Source organism: Lysobacter silvisoli, from assembly GCF_003382365.1.
GTDB classification, from domain to species: Bacteria; Pseudomonadota; Gammaproteobacteria; order Xanthomonadales; family Xanthomonadaceae; genus Lysobacter; species Lysobacter silvisoli.
Genome location: NZ_QTSU01000001.1, coordinates 327,339 through 345,266, shown reverse-complemented (window position 1 = coordinate 345,266; position 17,928 = coordinate 327,339). Strand labels below are relative to the sequence as shown.

19 protein-coding genes and 4 tRNA genes are annotated in these 17,928 nt (G+C 67.4%); 8 read left to right on the top strand and 15 right to left on the bottom strand.

Features of this window, described 5'->3' with window-relative positions; translation table 11 throughout:
- Window positions 1-119 precede the first annotated feature (119 nt).
- Entirely contained in the window at window positions 120-755 is a 636-nt protein-coding gene (locus tag DX914_RS01640) for a DUF2894 domain-containing protein (protein WP_231118097.1), read from the top strand.
- Window positions 756-792: 37 nt separating this feature from the next.
- Here the strand turns inward: DX914_RS01640 and DX914_RS01635 are convergent, their stop codons facing one another.
- Window positions 793-1,200, bottom strand: a complete 408-nt coding sequence (locus tag DX914_RS01635; RefSeq protein WP_115857336.1) for a winged helix-turn-helix transcriptional regulator — start codon at window positions 1,198-1,200, stop codon at window positions 793-795.
- A gap of 93 nt (window positions 1,201-1,293) precedes the next feature.
- Between DX914_RS01635 and DX914_RS01630 the strand changes: the two genes are divergently transcribed.
- Window positions 1,294-1,902 carry an FMN-dependent NADH-azoreductase gene (locus tag DX914_RS01630; protein WP_115857335.1) on the top strand — a complete coding sequence of 203 codons (609 nt, stop codon included), beginning with the start codon at window positions 1,294-1,296 and terminating at the stop codon, window positions 1,900-1,902.
- 106 nt (window positions 1,903-2,008) lie between these two features.
- Here DX914_RS01630 and DX914_RS01625 read toward each other — a convergent pair whose 3' ends face one another.
- The 3 genes from DX914_RS01625 to DX914_RS01615 all read right to left on the bottom strand — a co-directional run bounded on the left by DX914_RS01625 (window position 2,009) and on the right by DX914_RS01615 (window position 3,630).
- Entirely contained in the window at window positions 2,009-2,488 is a 480-nt protein-coding gene (locus DX914_RS01625) for a VOC family protein (protein ID WP_115857334.1), read from the bottom strand.
- A 219-nt stretch (window positions 2,489-2,707) separates the two neighbouring features.
- Window positions 2,708-3,070, bottom strand: coding sequence for a DUF7079 family protein (locus DX914_RS01620; RefSeq protein WP_147300560.1), 363 nt, complete (start codon window positions 3,068-3,070; stop codon window positions 2,708-2,710).
- Between the two features lie 5 nt (window positions 3,071-3,075).
- Window positions 3,076-3,630, bottom strand: a complete 555-nt coding sequence (locus tag DX914_RS01615; protein ID WP_147300559.1) for a hypothetical protein — start codon at window positions 3,628-3,630, stop codon at window positions 3,076-3,078.
- 247 nt (window positions 3,631-3,877) lie between these two features.
- On the opposite strand from DX914_RS01615, the gene DX914_RS01610 reads away from it, so the two are divergent.
- Window positions 3,878-4,549, top strand: coding sequence for a glutathione S-transferase family protein (locus DX914_RS01610; RefSeq protein ID WP_115857331.1), 672 nt, complete (start codon window positions 3,878-3,880; stop codon window positions 4,547-4,549).
- Here DX914_RS01610 and DX914_RS01605 read toward each other — a convergent pair.
- Window positions 4,546-4,971 (bottom strand): DUF5990 family protein, encoded by a 426-nt coding sequence (locus DX914_RS01605; protein ID WP_147300558.1) that lies wholly within the window; start codon window positions 4,969-4,971, stop codon window positions 4,546-4,548. The two genes, DX914_RS01610 and DX914_RS01605, sit on opposite strands and share 4 nt — an antisense overlap.
- 134 nt (window positions 4,972-5,105) lie before the next feature.
- On the opposite strand from DX914_RS01605, the gene DX914_RS01600 reads away from it, so the two are divergent.
- The gene (locus tag DX914_RS01600) at window positions 5,106-5,951 is read left to right on the top strand and encodes an SEL1-like repeat protein (RefSeq protein WP_115857329.1); all 846 of its coding nucleotides are present in this window, start codon (window positions 5,106-5,108) and stop codon (window positions 5,949-5,951) included.
- On the opposite strand, the gene DX914_RS19875 is transcribed toward DX914_RS01600, so the two are convergent.
- On the bottom strand, window positions 5,948-6,235 hold the full coding sequence (locus DX914_RS19875; protein WP_147300557.1) for a hypothetical protein: 288 nt from the start codon (window positions 6,233-6,235) through the stop codon (window positions 5,948-5,950). The two genes, DX914_RS01600 and DX914_RS19875, sit on opposite strands and share 4 nt — an antisense overlap.
- A 289-nt stretch (window positions 6,236-6,524) precedes the next feature.
- Here DX914_RS19875 and DX914_RS01595 point away from each other — a divergent pair, with 289 nt between their 5' ends.
- The gene (locus tag DX914_RS01595) at window positions 6,525-8,606 is read left to right on the top strand and encodes an alkaline phosphatase D family protein (protein WP_115857328.1); all 2,082 of its coding nucleotides are present in this window, start codon (window positions 6,525-6,527) and stop codon (window positions 8,604-8,606) included.
- A gap of 422 nt (window positions 8,607-9,028) precedes the next feature.
- Window positions 9,029-10,348 carry an FG-GAP repeat domain-containing protein gene (locus DX914_RS01590; protein ID WP_158549170.1) on the top strand — a complete coding sequence of 440 codons (1,320 nt, stop codon included), beginning with the start codon at window positions 9,029-9,031 and terminating at the stop codon, window positions 10,346-10,348.
- A 130-nt stretch (window positions 10,349-10,478) separates the two neighbouring features.
- Here the strand turns inward: DX914_RS01590 and DX914_RS01585 are convergent, their stop codons facing one another.
- The 5 genes from DX914_RS01585 to DX914_RS01565 form a co-directional block, all read right to left on the bottom strand.
- Window positions 10,479-10,850: a YciI family protein gene (locus DX914_RS01585; protein ID WP_115857326.1), complete on the bottom strand. Its 372-nt coding sequence runs from the start codon at window positions 10,848-10,850 to the stop codon at window positions 10,479-10,481.
- A 233-nt stretch (window positions 10,851-11,083) separates the two neighbouring features.
- Window positions 11,084-11,159 (bottom strand) — tRNA-Lys (locus tag DX914_RS01580).
- A 53-nt stretch (window positions 11,160-11,212) separates the two neighbouring features.
- Window positions 11,213-11,289 (bottom strand) — tRNA-His (locus DX914_RS01575).
- 19 nt (window positions 11,290-11,308) lie between these two features.
- A tRNA-Arg gene (locus tag DX914_RS01570) sits at window positions 11,309-11,385 on the bottom strand.
- Window positions 11,386-11,427: 42 nt separating this feature from the next.
- Window positions 11,428-11,504 (bottom strand) — tRNA-Pro (locus tag DX914_RS01565).
- A gap of 158 nt (window positions 11,505-11,662) precedes the next feature.
- Here DX914_RS01565 and DX914_RS01560 point away from each other — a divergent pair.
- Window positions 11,663-12,424, top strand: a complete 762-nt coding sequence (locus DX914_RS01560) for a Bax inhibitor-1/YccA family protein (RefSeq protein ID WP_158549169.1) — start codon at window positions 11,663-11,665, stop codon at window positions 12,422-12,424.
- 143 nt (window positions 12,425-12,567) lie between these two features.
- On the opposite strand, the gene DX914_RS01555 is transcribed toward DX914_RS01560, so the two are convergent.
- The 4 genes from DX914_RS01555 to grxC all read right to left on the bottom strand — a co-directional run bounded on the left by DX914_RS01555 (window position 12,568) and on the right by grxC (window position 15,929).
- Window positions 12,568-13,905: a Na+/H+ antiporter NhaC family protein gene (locus tag DX914_RS01555; RefSeq protein ID WP_115857324.1), complete on the bottom strand. Its 1,338-nt coding sequence runs from the start codon at window positions 13,903-13,905 to the stop codon at window positions 12,568-12,570.
- Window positions 13,906-14,049: 144 nt separating this feature from the next.
- Complete coding sequence (locus DX914_RS01550; RefSeq protein WP_115857323.1) at window positions 14,050-15,060, bottom strand: isocitrate dehydrogenase; 1,011 nt, start codon at window positions 15,058-15,060, stop codon at window positions 14,050-14,052.
- Window positions 15,061-15,195: 135 nt separating this feature from the next.
- A complete protein-coding gene (locus DX914_RS01545; RefSeq protein WP_115859087.1) occupies window positions 15,196-15,531 on the bottom strand; it encodes a carboxymuconolactone decarboxylase family protein in 336 nt (111 codons plus the stop codon).
- A 113-nt stretch (window positions 15,532-15,644) separates the two neighbouring features.
- Window positions 15,645-15,929, bottom strand: coding sequence for a glutaredoxin 3 (grxC, locus tag DX914_RS01540; protein ID WP_115857322.1), 285 nt, complete (start codon window positions 15,927-15,929; stop codon window positions 15,645-15,647).
- A 246-nt stretch (window positions 15,930-16,175) separates the two neighbouring features.
- Here grxC and DX914_RS01535 point away from each other — a divergent pair, with 246 nt between their 5' ends.
- A complete protein-coding gene (locus tag DX914_RS01535) occupies window positions 16,176-17,825 on the top strand; it encodes a M48 family metalloprotease (RefSeq protein WP_115857321.1) in 1,650 nt (549 codons plus the stop codon).
- Window positions 17,826-17,928 lie beyond the last annotated feature (103 nt).

Genomic DNA, 17,928 nt, shown 5'->3' with positions numbered 1-17,928 from the left:
GCTCGTCATTCCCGCGAAGGCGGGAAACCAATGGCTTCAGCGCGAGCGCTGGATGTTCGGCTTGCGCCGAAGTACAGCGGAGCCCGCCTTCGCGGGAATGACGAGCGAGGCTTGCACGCTTGAAGCTGGAAAACGTCCCCCCCACGCACGACCCCGCGATCCTCGACACTTGGGGTAAGCAAGGCGCCGACTGCCTCGACCCTCTCGCCTTCCACTACCTGCAGGCGCTGCATCGGCGCGCACAGGCGCAGGGCGGCACGCTGCGCAGCGCGCTGCAGGATCGGCTGGCCGACGGCATCGGCGCCTACGCCGCCGCGCTCGCGCGTGCGGGCCAACCGGCCGCGAATGCGGAGCCCGCGCGTAGCGCACTGGGCGAATTGACCGACGAACTCGCGGCTCGCGCCGCCGCGCGCAATGGCGGCAAGACCGCGGCGACCACGCCACTGCCCGAACTGCCCGTGCTCGAAGACTTCCGCAAGCTCTGGTCGCAGGTGCGCAGCGACAGCCAGGTGCGGCGCTCGCTGGAGCCCTTGTCGAACGATGCCGGCCCGCTCAATTCCGGCCGCCTGGTCCATCGCTCGCTGCAGCTGATGCAGGAACTGTCGCCGGGCTACCTGCAGCACTTCCTGGACTACGTCGACGCCTTGTCGTGGCTGGAGCACATGAGCGCGGGCCAGGTGCTCGCGGTGGCCGATGCGCCCGCGCGCGACAGCGGCAAGCCGCGTACGCGCAAGCCACGCAAGCGACGCGAGTGACGCCGGCCGCGCGGCGCCCTGCCGCGCGCGACCATCCTCAACGCTGTCCGGGCGCCTGCGCCGCCTGCACGCCTTCGCGCGCATCGAAATCCGCGCGCGCCGCGTCGATATCGGGGATGTGGTCGCGCGCCCAGGTGCCCAGCGCGATCACCGGCTGGGTGAGCGAACGCCCCAGTGCCGTCAGCTCGTACTCCACGTGCGGCGGCACCACCGGGAACACCGTGCGCTTGACCAGGCCGTCGCGCTCCAGCCCGCGCAGGCACAGCGTCAGCATGCGCTGCGAGATGCCGTTGACCGCGCGCTTGATCTCGGTGAAGCGGCGCGGCTTTTCGGCCAGGAACATGATGATCAGCACGCTCCACTTCTCGCCCACGCGGGCCAGCACCTGGCTGACCTTCTGGCAGTCGGTGTGCTCCAGGCCGGGCGGGTTATTGGTTACATTCATGTCACTAAGAAAAGAAAAAGTGCCTTATTGTTTCACAAATGGCGGGTACTTACATTGTTAGCCCCAGTAACAATTTTATACCTAAGGGCCGACATGAAACTTCTGCACATCGACACCAGCATCCTCGGCGACCAGTCCGTGAGCCGGCAGCTCACCGCCGCCATCGTCCAGCGCCTCACCGTCGTGCACCCTGACGCCGAGGTCGTGCACAACGACCTGGCCGCCGAGCCGGCCGGGCATTTGTCCGCGGCCGAATTCCTGGCCTTCCAGGGCGTGCAGCCGCAGGACGAGGCGGCCCAGCGTCTGGCCGCGCGCAACGCCCAGTGGCTGGACCAGTTCCTGGCCGCCGACGTCGTCGTGGTCGGCGCGCCCATGTACAACTTCTCCCTGCCCACCCAGCTCAAATCCTGGCTGGACCGGCTGGCGGTGGCCAACAAAACCTTCGGTTACGGCGAGAACGGCGTACGCGGATTGGCCGGCGGTCGACGGGTGATCGTTGCGTCCTCGCGTGGCGGCCTGTACGGCGAAGGCGCGCCGGGAGCCTTCCTCGATCACCAGGAAACCTACCTGCGCGGCTTCTTCGGCTTCATCGGCATCGACGACGTGCGTTTCATTCGCGCGGAGGGCGTGTCGATGGCGCCCACACAGCGCGATGCGGCGATCGCGGCGGCCTTGGCCGAAGTCGAGCAACTCGCCGCCTGAGCTCAGGCGGCTGCTTCGCGCCGGCGCCGCATCGCCGGCGCGATCCTGTATGCGCAACCGTAAGTGCAGCGCTCCGGCTACGGCATGCACCGCGCCGGCCGCCGCTTCAGCCGCGCAGCGCCGCCTCGATCTTGGCGATGTCGATCTTCTTCATCTCCATCATCGCGTCGAAGGCGCGCTTGGCCGCTGCGCGGTCGGAGCTGGTGTAAGCATCGGTCAGGATGCGTGGGGTGATCTGCCAAGACAGCCCCCACTTGTCCTTGCACCAGCCGCAGGCGCTTTCCTGGCCACCGTTGTCGACGATGGCGTTCCACAACCGGTCGGTTTCCTCCTGGTCGTCGGTGGCGATCTGGAACGAGAACGCTTCGTCGTGCTTGAACGCCGGGCCGCCGTTGAGCCCCAGGCAGGGAATGCCCATGACCGTGAACTGCACGGTCAGCACATCGCCCTCGTGGCCGTCCGGGTAGTCGCCCGGCGCCCGGTGGATGGCGGTCACTTCGCTATCGGGAAAGGTGTCGGCGTAGAACTTGGCCGCGTCCAGCGCGGTGCCGTCGTACCACAAGCAAACGGTGTTCTTGGCGATCATCTCGATGCTCCTGAGTGCAGGGGAATGAACGAGCCGAGGCCCATGGACCGGGAGCCGGCCACGTAAGCCGGGCCGGAATGCAGATGCGGCAGCCGCAAGACGGCCGCGACCTCGCGGATTTTCAGGATACCGCGCAAATGTTGTGCCCAAGTGAGCGACACGCGCGATCGATCTATGCCCAAGTTGCGAAAATCGCCATCACCCGGCCTATCGCAGGAGCTAGCTTCGCCGGGCTTCGACGATCGCATCGCGCAACTCCCGCCACCAGCGCGCCGTTTCCGGCTGTAGCCAATGCCATGGCAGGCGCCGCCCGTAGCGCGACTTCGCCAACACGCGTTGCTTCAGCCACTCCAGCTCGAACCCCGCCCATTCCGGCGCCGGCCCCGCGGACAGGTTGAACGCCACCGCAGGCCGCACCTCGTTCCAGTAGATCGCTTCCAGTTCGTCCAGCGAATACTTGGACGCCGCGCAGGTGCGCGCGGCACCGGCCAATACGTAGGCAGGGTCGGTGTCCATCCAGAAGTACTGCATGGCGTCCCAGACCGGAGCGCGGTCGTCCAGGTCCTGATCCGGGGGCCGCATGCGCGTCAGCGCGTCTCGCGCGCGCGGGTCAGTTCGCCCGGCTGCCAAGCCAGCGTCCAGCGATAGCGGCCCGGCTCCGGGCAGGGTTCCGCCGCACCGCGATCCGAACGTTTGCACGTGGGCGACTTGAGCGTTGCGTCGAATTCGACGCGGATACGGCCGTCCACGATCGCCAGCGCACGCACTTCGCCCGGCACCTGCAGCGAGGCGTCGTCGGCATAGCCGGCCTGCTCCACCTGCCGCCACTTCGCGAGCGTTTCCGGATGGTCGAGGGAGCTGATCCGAATGCGAGGGTCGCCTTTGCGCAGCGGCGTCATCACCACGACCTCGTTTTCGCAATCGAAGTTCGCCTGCACGCAGGTCGCAGTGAGCAGGTACACCACTTCGTCGACGCCGTCTCGATCCAGGTCGGCGATCAGCACGCGGCTGGCGCGGTGGTCGAATTGGATGTCGTCGCCGGTGCGCAGCGCGTTCCAGCGATTAGCCGCGCGCACCGCCCCCTGGCTGTCCAAGGCCGCGGCACCGCCGGATACGGCGGCCAGCCCCGCGAACACCAACACCGCAATCCCTTGCACTGCACGCATGACACCCTCCTGGTCGGTGATGGCCGGATTCTAGCGGACACGGCCGGCGGCCGAGGGCGCGCGCTGCGGGTATGCGCCGGGCCGGGACAGTCCTGCTGATGCACCGATTGTCGATTCGGGCGGCTGCCGTTCGTCGACAACAAGAGAGGCCGGTTGCGGCACCCATCGCAGACAGGCCCGCACTGCCACCCGACTACCGCCCACCTACTTCCGGAGCACCGCCATGACCCCGACCATCACCGCCTTCGAGCGCTCCCCCGACCGCGGTCGCGGCCTGGCGCGCGACATGCGCATCCGCTGGACCCTGGAAGAGCTGGGGCTGCCCTATCAGGTCCGCACCCTGTCCTTCGCCGAGTTGAAGCAGCCGCCGCATCTGGCGCGGAACCCGTTCGGACAAATCCCGACCTACGAGGACGGCCAACAGACCCTGTTCGAATCCGGCGCCATCGTGCTGCACCTGGCCGAAACCCACCCCGGCCTGCTGCCCGGCGACTCCCACGCGCGCATGCGCGCGATCGCCTGGATGTTCGCCGCCCTCAACACCGTGGAACCGCCGGTGTTCGAGCGCTCCCTGACCGAGGTGCTGGAACGCGAGGAGCCGTGGCACGCGCAGCGCGCCGCGACCTTGGACCAACGCGTGCACTGGCGCCTGAGCGAACTGTCCCGCCACCTGGGCGACGCCGACTGGCTGGACGGCGACTTCAGCGCCGGCGACCTGCTGATGGTCACGGTGCTGATGCGGCTGGAGCGTTTCGGCATGGTGAACGACTACCCCAACCTGGCCGCCTACATGGCCCGCGCCACCGCGCGGCCCGCTTACCGGCGCGCCTTCGAGGCGCAGTTGCAGACCTTCCTAAGCGGCGAGGCGGAACGCGACTCGACGCCCCGGAGCTAAGCGACCACCGACCAAGCCGAGGACAGCGGCACGCTCGCGCAAGCTGGCCCGCCGTCTTTTCCGGTTCCACGAATGCTGGCTTGCAATACCGCCGCCTTCGCCAGCGCCGCCTCGATCTGCGCGGTAGAGATGCCCGACAGCGGCACCTTCGCGCGCCGGGACCACTGGGTGCCCGTTTGCCCCGCGTAGGTACCCGAATTGACGTAGACGAAGCGCCCGCCAGGCGGGCCTTGCGCGAACTCGCCGGTCAACCGGGGCGGGTCGGACGTCGCGTCCGCAACGGCGATCGGGAAGTCGAACACCAGCGACTCGGCCGTTGCGGCGCTGGGCGCCAGCAGTTCCGAACGACCGCGCTGCACCGCGAACGCAACGCCCGCCGGCGGCGCGGTCACTATCAGTCTGAGCTGCAACAAGTGCTTCATGCCGGCCATCGACTCCAGATCCGTCAGGCCGGATTCTAGACCTCACGCCCCGCATCCTGCCGCAGGCGCGGCAAGCCGGTCCGGGCCCGCCACAGGGCTTTGCTTTCCGCCCGCACTTTCCCCCTAATGGCGGAATGAAGCCCACCCTGCTCGCCCTCTGCCTGCTCAGCCCAGCCGCGCTGGCCTGCGACACCTCGCACCTGCACTTGTCGGGCTCGGTCAACGTGACGACCTGCTCCCCGAGGCAGGAGGCCAAGGACTGCGTGGCATCCACTAGCGCGCTGTATGAGTACATGGAGGCGGTGGCGGACGACGACGAAGTGATCACCATCGGCCTGCATGCCAGCCCCTGGCGCATGTACGACGGAGAGATGCGTGTGCTGACCGCCGACGACTTGGCCAACGCGATCAAGCCCAAGCTAGACGGGAAACCGCAACGCGTCGAGCTGATCGCCTCGTGGACGGGCGTATCGCCTGCACCGGGCCTGCCCTCGCTGGCCGATCGCGTATCCAAGGCGCTAGGCGGTTTTCCGGTCAAGGGCGAGGACGGCTTCCTGTGGCTGGCGAAGGACGGATCGCGCCGCACCACGCGTCAGGCCTACACCGTTCGCGAAGGAGCGGGCTCGTATTCCCTGCCCCGGGGCGCCGAGGTGTTCACCGCTCTCGTGGCCGGTTGGCCCGCCTTTGTGCAAGATCAGATTTCCGCAGACGAGCCCGACCTGCTCATGCGCGCCGCCGCCGGCTGGGACATCCTGTTCCTGTGCCCGGACAAGGCGCTGGCCGGCTTCGAACTCGCGGCGGACAAGGGCAGCGCCATCGCTGCCTACAACGCCGCGCTCATGCGCCTGGAGCGCGGGGCCAAAGGCGACCGCGCAGCCGCGTTGGCGCTGCTCGAACGCGGCGCGGCGCTGGGCGACGGCAAGTCGCGCGCGCGCTTAAGTTCCGAGCGTGCGCGAGCGAGCCGCGAGGAAAAGCCCTAAACGCCGGTGGACTCGGCGGGTCTATTGACTCCCCGTCGCAGACGCTTGGCAATCACGAGCAGAACTGCCCCGGCGAGCACGCAAATGAGGGTGAACACGAAGCCAAATCCTGCCTCGTTGACCTCCCCCTCAGGAATCGTCGCAGAAGCGAAGATCGTGGCGGCTCCGAATGCGAGCGCGAGAAGGAAGGCCAGGCCACTTAAAGTCGCGGCGATGGCCGCAGCGACTCGCGCAAGTTTCGACGGCCCGGAGGCCGCTTCAGAACTATCGGCGTTCAATGACATAGGTCGTCCGATTCGCGGCCTCTAAACGGCAGCGCAGCTAGAACGTTATCTAGCGCCTGCCAGAGATTCAACCTGCTCTTCCAGCGCCTACTGCCTTGCAAAAGGAGCAGGACACCAGGAACCGATACGCAAACCAACCTACGACCGACGCGACGGTCGGCGGCAATGCGACGGCGATCGGCCACCCCGACAATCGGCTGATCCATAACCGCGGTACTTCCGGCACGTCCACCGGCCCAGGGTAGGGGTCTAGCGTTGCCGCGCATCTACACCGCAATCGGTGGGCCGCATGCCGACGCACAACCGCCGCAAGTTCCTGCAGCTCGCCGCCGCGCTGGGCGCGACCCTGGCCTGGGGGTGTTCGCTGGTGCGGCCTTCCGCCAGCGGCTGGCGCGAGCGCCGTGATCTGTACCCGCAGGGCGTGGCCTCGGGCGATCCCGATCACCACAGCGCCCTGCTGTGGACGCGGCGCCCCTACGACGACGGTCGCGAGCGCGCCACCCTGCTGGTCGAGGTCGCGGAAGATCCGGCCTTCACCCGCGTGATCGCGACCGCGTCGGCACCGGTGCTGGCGCAGGCCGACTGGACCTGCCGCGTTCTGGTCGGCGACCTGCCGCCGGCCGGCGAGTACTGGTACCGCTTCGTCGACGAGGAAGGCAACGGCAGCCGCATCGGCCGCACGCTCACGGCGCCTTCGCCGGACGACCCGCGCCCGGCACGCTTCGCCTTCGTTAGTTGCCAGACCATCTGCGAGGGCGCGCAAAACGCCTATCGCCGGATGATCTTCGAGGACGAACGCGCGGCGCCGGACGAACGCCTCGGCTTCGTGCTGCACTTGGGCGATTTCGTCTACGAGGTCGTGCAGTACCCCGAGCAGGTCAAGAACGGCCACCGCTACGACCGCCGTATCCGCTTCCCGATCCGCTTTCCGCAGGGCAAGGCCGTTGCGAAGAACCGCTTCATGGCGCCCGCATCGCTGCAGGACTATCGCGTCCTCTACCACGCCTACCTGCAAGACCCCGAGATCCAGGACGCACGCGCACGCTGGCCGTTCGTGGCGATCTGGGACAACCACGAGTTCTCCTGGCTGGCCTGGCAGTCGATCCAGGAATTCCCCGGCGACGAGGGCTGGATTCCCGCGCAGACGCTCAAGGTAGCCGCGAACCAGGCCTGGTTCGAATACCAACCCGCGCGCGTGCTGCCGCCGGGTTCGAAGCTGGACGCTTTCGACGCACCTAAGGTCGTCGACACGCCGATCAAGGACTTCGACGACGACGGTCTGGGAACCGAAGCCAACAACCTCGCCGCGATCAACAGTCTGATCGCGTACCGCGCCTTGCGCTGGGGCCGGCACATCGACCTGATCGTCACCGACCAGCGCAGCTTCCGCTCGCGCGATCCCGGCAACCACGACGAAATCGCCCCGCTGTTCGAAGGCGACACCCTGGGTTGGGTGCCGGAAGAATTGGTGCGGCAGCTCGACGGCGGCCGCGACTATGCCAACGGCAAACCGCCGGCCAAGCTGTCCTTCGGCGCCAAGAGCGTGGCCAACTACCGCGCCAAGGAAGCCGCGCAGACCATGCTCGGCGCCAAGCAGAAAGCCTGGTTCCTCGAGCGCCTGCGCGGCGCGACGGCGACCTGGAAAATCTGGGGCAGCTCGCTGGGAACGCTGGACTGGCGCGTCGATCCGCAGCATCTTCCTGCCGCGCTGGGCAAGTGGCCGGACGCAGGCTACGGCCTGATGGCCACCAGCGACTGGGGCGGCACCTACCACGAACGCGCCGAGATTTTCGATGCCGTGCGCGATGCCGGCATCACCGGCTTCGCCATCGTCGCCGGCGATCGCCACAGCTTCTGGGCCGGCTACGCCGCCAAAGCCTTGCCGCCCGCCGCGTTCGAACCCGTGGGCGTGGCCTTCGTGACCGGCTCGCTCTCGTCGCCCGGCATGGCCGAGTCCAACGAGCACAACTTGAAGCCGGACAATCCCCTGCGCCCGCTGTACATCACCAACCCGAACGGCGGCGCGCCGCAGCACACCGTCAACCTGCTGCTGCAACACGGCGTGCGTTCGGCGCTGGAGTACGCCAGCAGCGGCGACTTGGCGAAGGCCCATGCGGCCAGCAACCCCGACCTGGCACCGCACCTGACCTTCGTCGACATGGGCGGACACGGCTACACCACGGTGCGCGTCGACGCCCACGCGATGACCACCGACTTCGTCTGCATACCGCGCCCGCTGGAACGCAAACCCGGCGCGGAGGGCGGCCCACTGCGCTACCGCATGCGCCACGAGGTGACGCTGTGGCAGCCGGGCGAACGGCCGCAGCTGCGGCAGACCATTCTGGAGGGCGATGCCGGGCTGTCGGTGTGATGCGCGTAGCGTGCTGCTTTGTCGGAAGCGAGATCGGCTATTCCGCCTAGGCACTAGCAGTGCACTAAAAATGCGCCCTAGCGTTGGCCAGCTCCGAAGCCGAGTCGCTTTTCCCCCAACACCAGCCGATATACTCGGCCCGGGTGAACGTGGGGATACACATGCTCAAGCGATCGAGTGCGGCGTTGATGCTCATGGCCGGCGGCGCATGCGCGGGCCTGCTTTGGTTTTCGCAGAGTCTGGCCGATCTCGTTCGCCAGCCCTCCGACTCGCGGCCTGACGCTATGGCAGGCGCGACGTCGGACGCACGTCCGCGGGCTGGCGCGGCACACAGCGCACGCCCGTGGACGTATGCAGCCCCGCGGGCGAGGACTACGCCTGTAGCGCGTCCAGGCGGGCGGTTTGGCGCAGCATCCTCGCCGATGCTGACGATGTCCTTTGAGCAGCCGGCCTATTCGTTGGTCGCGCCCGAATTCCTTTCGGATCCCGCAGCCGCAGCGGCCCGGTCCATCGCTGTGGGCGATGTCTCCGGTGACGGCAGGGACGATCTCGTATTCCTGTCCGTACGCACCGCACCCAACCCGAACGACAGCCGCATGCAGGTCTACGTCGCCCACCAGCGAGTTGATGGCCGCCTTGATACGGCAATCAAGATCGCGGAATGGGGCAACGAATTCGACTACCAGCTCCTGATCGCCGACCTGGACCGCAACGGCGTAGGTGACATCATTACCACCGCTCGCGATGACGTCATGGTGTTGCGCTCGAACGTGGACGGCACGTTCACGTCGAGCGCGGCGGCTGCCGGCGATCCACACGAGCTTCGCGTAACCGACGTCGATCGCGACGGTTACCTGGACGTGCTCGTCGACTCGGGAGATACGTGGGCCACGGTCGTTCATGGCGGCCCTGGCGGCATCGAGGGTACATCCACCCTGACGCTGCCTTCCTCTGGTGTTCGGACAACGGGCGACGTGACGGGCGACGGCATGGACGACCTCATACTCGCCGCGGTCTTCAATAGGCCGCTGGAGGAATTCCACATCTACCCGGCACTCGCTTCAGGCGGGTACGCCACGCCGGTGGTACTTTCCCTGCCGTTGGGTTCCAATCCTGCGGGGTCACTTGCCGTCGGCGATTTCAATGCAGATGGTCGCGGCGATTTGGCGTTGGATGAAGCGAAGGATTACGCAAATCTGCGCCTGTACTTCCAGGATTCGCAAGGCAACCTCTCACCGAGCCTCGAGGTCGCCAGGCAAAGAGGAAGCGGCTCGCTGATCGCCAGCGACCTCGACCGGGATGGCCGAACCGACTTGGCGATCGCGCATAGCGGATGGAGCTATGTCGGATACTTCCTTCAGACAAGTACCGGTTTCACGCCAGAAACCGTCGTCAATGCCTATCAGAGCATGGGGCGCGCCAACTACTTCACGGCAGGCGACCTTAACCACGACGGATGTGGCGATCTGGTGGTCTCTCGATGGAGCCAGTCTCCCGTAGTGTTGTACGGTCAAGGATGCGTCACGCGCCCACCGATGGCCGATTGTCGTTTGCCGGCACTTGAGGCAAGGGATTCAGGTGTCGGCGGCGCGGGCTTGGCAGTTCCGATGCCGCATCAACGCAACGGCGATGCAGTTTCTTACGTGAGCGCAGAACGGACACGAGGCACCGGCTTGCACTTTGAGCGCAGTCGACGCGATGCCCGAGGAGTGTCGCTGCCGAAATCTGCGCGATCGAACTAAACGGCCTTATAGGTTCTGGATCTGTAGCGCAGCCGGACCTACTCCGTGCCGAGCAAGACGTGCGCTAGGCGGTCAGCCCAACGTGCTAAACAGGGGGCAGAGCACTGATTTACGCGTCAGGTGCGCGGCATCAGCCGGCCAGATAGAAGTCCATGGGGATGAGTTCGACGGCCCACCCGCCCTCTTCGCCCAGCGTGGCGGCAGGATGCATGGAGGCGATGCGCAGGGCCTCGTCGGGGTCGCCCGCTTCGATGATGAAGAAGCCGCCGACCACTTCCTTCGATTCGGTGTAAGGCCCGTCGGTGATGCGCGCCTTGCCGCCACTCGGCCGCAGCGTTCTCCACTGCGTCCGATCGCCCAGCGACGCCGACACCAGCATCTTGCCGGTCGCCTGCATCTTCTCGTCCAGCGCTGGGCATTGGCCCTCCAGTGCTTGGACGTCGAACGGCGCCATCGCGGCGAACTTTTCCGGGGTGTAGTAGGCCAGGCCGAGATACTTCATGACGGGTCCTCCAGTGGGATATGCATGGACGACGAACCAGGCGGGCTCGAATCGACAATGCGCCAGAAACGCGGGCAGCGCGCGGCCAGCCCACGCCGGCATAGCCCCTCGGAACCGCGCCGAGGGCCTGAAACGGCCCCGTATCCGGCAAACAAACGGGCGCCACGGCCCCGTACTCTCGGGGCGACGCACAAAAAAAAACACCTGGACTCGCGTCCAGGTGTTTCTTGTATTGGTGGGCCGTCAAGGATTCGAACCTTGGACCTATTGATTAAGAGTCAACTGCTCTACCAACTGAGCTAACGGCCCGGAACTTCGTTAGGAGCGGAATTCTAGCAGAAGCATTCCGTTCCTTACAACAATGGGGTGGCTGAGGGGACTCGAACCCCCGACATCTGGAATCACAATCCAGTACTCTAACCAGCTGAGCTACAGCCACCGTAAAACGTTTGCGGGTTTGGCGCGCCCGGCGGGAATCGAACCCACAACCACCGGCTTAGAAGGCCGGTGCTCTATCCAGTTGAGCTACGGGCGCCAGTCGAACCATCTTAACTGACGCCCCAGCCTGAGTAGCGGATGGTCGGGGCAGAGGGATTCGAACCCACGACATCCAGCTCCCAAAGCTGGCGCTCTACCAGGCTGAGCTATACCCCGAAGCCAGGTCTCTCGTTGCGCGCCAACGCCGCGAAAGGTCGCATAGTTTGGGCGGCGGCCGCCGCGCTGTCAACGATGCCGGCTGCCGGCGGCCACCATGGCCGTGTATGCTCGGGCGTCGTGAACAACCGTTCATACAGGAACCCAGGGGAGCAGACATGCGCAGCGGCAATCCCGCGTTGAAGGAATCGACCTTTCTCGACCTCGCCACCGGCTCGGTGGTCCAGGGCGACAGCCAGGCCATGAGCTTGAACGGCACGGTCAACAAGACCGGCCTGTTGCTGCTGCTGACGGTGCTGACCGCGGCTTTCGCCTGGAGCCAGATCTCGGTGGTCAACGGCGAAATCGCCGGGCCCTTCCTGCCGCTGGCACTGGGTGGCGCCATTGGCGGCTTCGTGCTGGCCATGGTCACGGTGTTCAAGAAGGAATGGGCGCCGGTCACCGCGCCGCTGTACGCGCTGGTGGAAGGCCTGTTCCTGGGCGCGATCTCGTCGATGTTCGAGGCGCGTTACCCCGGCATCGTGATGCAGGCGGTGATGCTGACCTTCGGCACCCTGTTCGGTCTGCTGCTGGCTTACCGTTCGGGCCTGATCAAGGCCACCGAGAACTTCAAGCTCGGCGTGGCCGCGGCCACCGGCGGCATCTTCGTGCTCTACCTGGTCAGCTTCGGCATGCGCCTGTTCGGCAAGGAAATGCCTTACATCCACGAGTCCGGCCTGATCGGCATCGGCTTCAGCCTGTTCGTGGTGGTGGTGGCGGCGTTGAACCTGGTGCTGGACTTCGACTTCATCGAAACCGGCGTGGAGCAGCGCGCGCCCAAGTACATGGAGTGGTACGCCGCGTTCGGCCTGATGGTCACCCTGGTGTGGCTGTACATCGAGTTCCTGCGTTTGCTGTCGAAGCTGCAATCGCGCAACTGAGCGCGGCTGGCGCAACGCACGAAAAAGGGCGCGAAAGCGCCCTTTTTCTTTGCCTGCGCGTCGAGTTTATTTGCGTGCCACCACTCCGTAATTCCGGCGAAAGCCGGAATGACGGGATTGTCGTTCGCGTCTAGTTCTCGGCCTCAGGCGCCCTCGCCCGCCGCCACTTGCTCCGGCGCGCGCTTGCGCGAGGACCACAGCATCGCCAACACGGTGATGCCGCCCAGCAGCCAGCTGTAGTGCACGCTGCCGGCCAGGGCCAGCGGCGAGACCGCGCCCAGCGAGGCGGCCAGCAGGATCTGCGCGCCGTAAGGCAGCACGCCCTGGGTCACGCAGGCGAAGATGTCGAGCACGCTGGCCGCGCGCGCCGGCGGTACGCCGTGCTGCTGGGCGATGTCGCGGGCCAGGCCGCCGCTGATGAGGATGGCGACGGTGTTGTTGGCGGTGAACACGTCGGTGGTGGCCGACAGCGCGGCGATGCTGACCTCGCCGGCGCGGCGGCTCTTGTGGCCGCGGGCGAAGCGGCCGATCACCTGGGCCAGCCAGGCCAGGCCGCCGGTGGCCTTCATCAGCGCGCCCAGGCCGCCCACCAGCAGCGACAGCAGGGTGATTTCGACCATGCTCTCGAAACCGTCCCAGATATGGCCGGCATAGGCGGCCAGGCCGAAGTCGTCGGCGAAGAACGCGCCGAAGCCGCCGGCCACGATCAGGCCCACGCTGAGCACCACGATCACGTCCACGCCGGCCAGGGCCAGGCCCAGCACGATCAGGTAAGGCAGGATCAGCCAGGGCGTGACCGGCTCCAGCGGCGCCACCGGCTCGGTGTCGCCGACGAAGCCCAGCACCACCAGGGTCAGCAGCGCGGCCGGCAGCGCCAGCTTGAGGTTCTCGCGGAATTTCTCGCGCATGGTGCAGCCCTGGGTGCGGCTGGCGACGATGGCGGTGTCGGAGATCACCGACAGGTTGTCGCCGAAGGTGGCGCCGCCGATCACCGCGCCCAGCACCAGGGCGCGATCCAGGCCGGAGGCGTCGGACACGCCCAGCGCGATCGGCGCGACCGCGGCGATGGTGCCCATGGACGTGCCCAGCGACAGCGAGATGAAACCGGCGACCACGAACAGCGCCGGCAGCAGCAGCGCCGGGTGCACGTGGCCGATGCCCAGGGCGACGATGGCGTCGACCGCGCCGATGGCCTTGGACACTTCGACGAAGCCGCCGGCGAGCAGGAAGATCAGGCACATCAGCACCACGTTGTGGTCGCCCATGCCCTCCAGCAGCGTGTCCAGCGGACGAAGCTTGCGCCGCCAGGCGATGAACGCGGCCAGCGCCAGCGCCGGCAGGATCGCCACCGGCGCGCGCAATTGGTAGAAGCCCATCGCCTCGCCGTGGGTGGTGAAGTACAGCCCGGCGCCGAAGAACAGCGCCAGGAACAGCAGCAGCGGCGTCAGCGCGAGGGCGCTGGGGCGGACCGGGGCATTCATCTCTTCATCCGAATGGATTGGTTAAGATCGTTATTTTGCGGTGCAACAAGAGCCTTGTCGAGGGCCGCTCGCGCCCGCCCTACCCCTGAAACGCAACGGGGCGCCCGAAGGCGCCCCGTCGTGGTCCCAGCGGCGGCGGGCCGCTCAGACCGCGCGGCTGGCGATGGCCTTGGCGAAGGACATGGTATTGCCCTCCCCGCCCAGGTCCGGGGTCAGCGAGTCCTTGGCTTCCAGCGTGGCGACGATGGCCTCGCGCAGGCGCGCGGCCTTTTCCGGCTGGGCCAGGTGGTCGAGCATCTGCGCCGCGCCCAGCAGCAGGGCGCAGGGGTTGGCGATGCCCTTGCCGGCGATGTCCGGGGCCGAACCGTGCACGGCCTCGAAGATGGCCGCGTCGGTGCCGATGTTGGCGCCCGGGGCCAGGCCCAGGCCGCCGACCAGGCCGGCGCAGAGGTCGGAGATGATGTCGCCGAACAGGTTGGTGGTGACGATGATGTCGAACTGCTCCGGACGCATCACCAGCTGCATGCAGGTGTTGTCCACGATCATCTCGTTGCATTGGATGTCGGGGTACTGCTGCGCCACTTCGCGCGCGGTCTTCAGGAACAGGCCCGAGGTCGACTTCAGGATGTTGGCCTTGTGCACCACCGTGACCTTCTTGCGGCCGGTCTTGCGCGCCAGGTCGAAGGCGTAGCGCACGATGCGCTCGGAGCCGCGGCGGGTGATCTTCTGGGTCAGCGTGGCGGTCTCGCCGTCTTCCGACAGGGTCTGGCCTTCGCCGATGTAGGCGCCTTCGGTGTTCTCGCGCACGGTGATCAGGTCCACGCCCGAGGGGAAGCGCGACTTGGTGTTCGGGAACGACTTGGCCGGACGCACGTTGGCGTACAGGTCGAAGCGCTTGCGCAGCTCCACGTTGATCGAGCTGAAGCCCTCGCCCACCGGCGTGGTCAGCGGGCTCTTGAGGGCGATGCGGTTCTTGCGGATCGAGTCCATGGTGGCCGCCGGCAGCAGCTCGCCGTGCTTTTCCAGCGCGACCAGGCCGGCATCGGCGAACTCGTAGGACAGCCCGAGCTTCATCGCGTCGAGCACGTACAGCGTGGCGTCCATGATCTCCGGGCCGATGCCGTCGCCACGGATGACCGTAATGGTTTGCGTCATGAGGGGTTTCTTCCAGCGAAAGGGCGCGGCGCAGGCAGCGCGGCGCGCGAGGTGTTTAGCCCCGTAATTATGCCGGAAGCGGCCCCGCCCTGCATTCGGGGCCGTATTGGACGATGGTCGGGCTTGCCCGCCCGTTCAGCCGTGGTCGTGTCCGGCCGGCGCGGCGGCCTCGCCCTGCTCCAGGCGGTCGAGGAAGTCGACGGCGCGGCGCAGATGCGGAATCACGATCGAGCCGCCCACCACCAGGCCCACCGAGAAGGCCTCGAACATCTCGTCGCGATTGACCCCGGCCTCCTTGCACTGGGCCACGTGGTAGCTGATGCAGTCGTCGCAGCGCAGCACCATCGAGGCCACCAGGCCCAGCAGTTCCTTGGTCTTCAGATCCAGCGCCCCGGGCTGGTAGGTCTGGGTGTCCAGGGCGAAGAAGCGGCGCACGACCTGGTTGGGTTCGGCCAGGATGCGCTCGTTCATGCGCTTGCGGAACGCGGTGAACTCGGCGACGCGGTCGGCTTCGCCGCCTTGGCTGGGATCTTGGCTCACAAACTACTCCTGGGGATCGAAGGACGCGCGGCGCGAGGTTACGGTCAGGGCTGGCCCGCCAACAAGGGCTCCAGGCCGCCGGCCCGGTGCAGCGCCATCATGTCGTCGTAGCCGCCGACATGGGTGCCGCGGATGAAGATCTGCGGCACGCTGGTGCGGCGGGTCATGGCGACCATCTTCTCGCGCTCGGCCGGGTCCAGGTCGATGCGCACCTCGGCCCAGGTCTCGCCGCGGCTCTTGAGGAAGTTCTTCGCCGCCACGCAATAGGGGCAGATCGCGGTGGTGTAGATGACGATTTTTTCCGGCGCAGCGGATTCTGTGGCGCTCAAGAGGGTTCTCCAGTGAAACTCGGCGGCTTGCCTGCGGTCATAGTGGGTGCGGCTGGGGCGTCATTAAACCGCGCCAGCGGAACGCTGTCGTCCATCGGCACCGGTATGGAGCCTGCGGCCGGCGCGCGGGACGGCACGAATTAATGCACGATTCACCCGGCCGGACGCCGCGCCCCGCATCCTGAACCACCTGAAGTATTCATACCGTTAGCAGCGCGGGCGGCCGTCCGCGACGAGGATTCCCGCTTGCGCCGCATCGCCCTGCTTTCCGCCGCAGTCACCTTCGCTATCGCCGGCCTGTGCACCCAGGTGCGGGCGCAGGAGAGCGGCCTGCCCGACATCGGCTCCTCCGCGCGCGAACTGCTGACCCCGGCGCAGGAGCGCGAATACGGCGCGATGATGCTGGCGCAGCTGCGCCACTACGACTACCTGCTGGAAGACCCGCTGATCAACAGCTGGCTGGACACCCTGGGCACGCGCCTGGCCGCGGCCAGCGACCGCCCGCGCCAGCCCTTCACCTTCTTCATGATGCGCCAGCGCCAGATCAACGCCTTCGCCACCCTGGGCGGCTACATCGGCGTCAACGTGGGCCTGGTACTGGCGGCCGAGCGCGAGGACGAAGTGGCGGCGGTGATGTCGCACGAAATCGCCCACGTCACCCAGCTGCACGTGCTGCGCGGCGTGGAACGCGCCCAGCGCGACCAGTTGCCGATCCTGCTGGCCATGCTCGGCGCGATCGTGGCCGCGCAGGCCGCCGGCGGCAATTCCGCCGACGACGCCGCGCAGGCGGCCATGGTCTCGGCCATGGGCCTGATCCAGCAGCGCCAGATCGACTACACCCGCTCCAACGAATCCGAGGCCGACCGCCTGGGCATCCAGACCCTGGCGCGCAGCCAGTACGACCCGGACGCCATGGCCGATTTCTTCGCCAAGATGCAGGCCAGGTCGCGCAGCAACCGCGCCGGTTACGACGGCCCGGCGCCGGACTACCTGCTCACCCACCCGGTCACCACCACCCGCATCAGCGAGGCCAAGGCGCGCGCCGAACAGATCGAGCGCAACACCGTGGTCGCCACCACCAGCACGCCCAACGCCAGCCGCAGCGAGCGCATCCCGCGCAACGGCTACAGCCTGGGCGACGACGACCGCGGCCTGAGCAACCCGCTGCTGCCCAGCGCGCTGCGCCTGTCGGGGTATGCCTTGTCCGGCGGCGACACCGGCCTGTTCGGCTACGCGCGCGAGCGCATGCGCGTGCTCAGCGCGGAGTCGCCGCGCGACGCCATCGCCGAGTACGAGCGCCTGGCCAAGGCCGCGCCCCTGGACGAGGGCCAGCGCTACGGCCTGGCCCTGGCGCGCATGCGCGCCAACCAGCCCGGCGTCGCCGCGCCGGTGTTCGCCGAACTGCTGGAGCGCCACCCCGGCCACCTGTGGCTGAGCCTGGCCCTGGCCGAGGCCGATTCCCAGGGCGGCAAGGCCGCCGCCGCCGACGCCCGCTTCGAGGCCCTGCTGCGGCAGATGCCGACCAACCGCTCGGTGGCCCTGACCTACGCCCGCGCCCTGTCCGAGCGCAACACGGTCGAGGCCGGCAAGCGCGCCCAGGCGGTGCTGCGGCCGCTGCTGGGCGCCTCGTCCGAGGACGCGGTGTTCCAGCAGGTGTTCGCACGGGCCTGTGAGATCGCGGGCGACCCGATTCGCGCCGGCGAGGCCTATGCGGAGGCCGCCTACCTGGGCGGCCGCCCGGAGCAGGCCCTGGTCCAGCTGAACACGCTCAAGTCCAAACCCGAGCTGGACTACTACGCGCGCGCCCGGATCGAGGCCCGGATCGCCGCGATCACCCCCACCGTGCTGGAACTGCGGCGCCAGGGCGTGAAGGACGAGGACCTGCGCAAGCGCTGATCGGCCGGGCCTGACGGGCCCCGGCTTTGCCGAATCCGTCGCAGAACGGCGCTCGCGCAGCACCGGCTTTGCGACAGTGTCACGGGGCCGTCACAAAACGGTA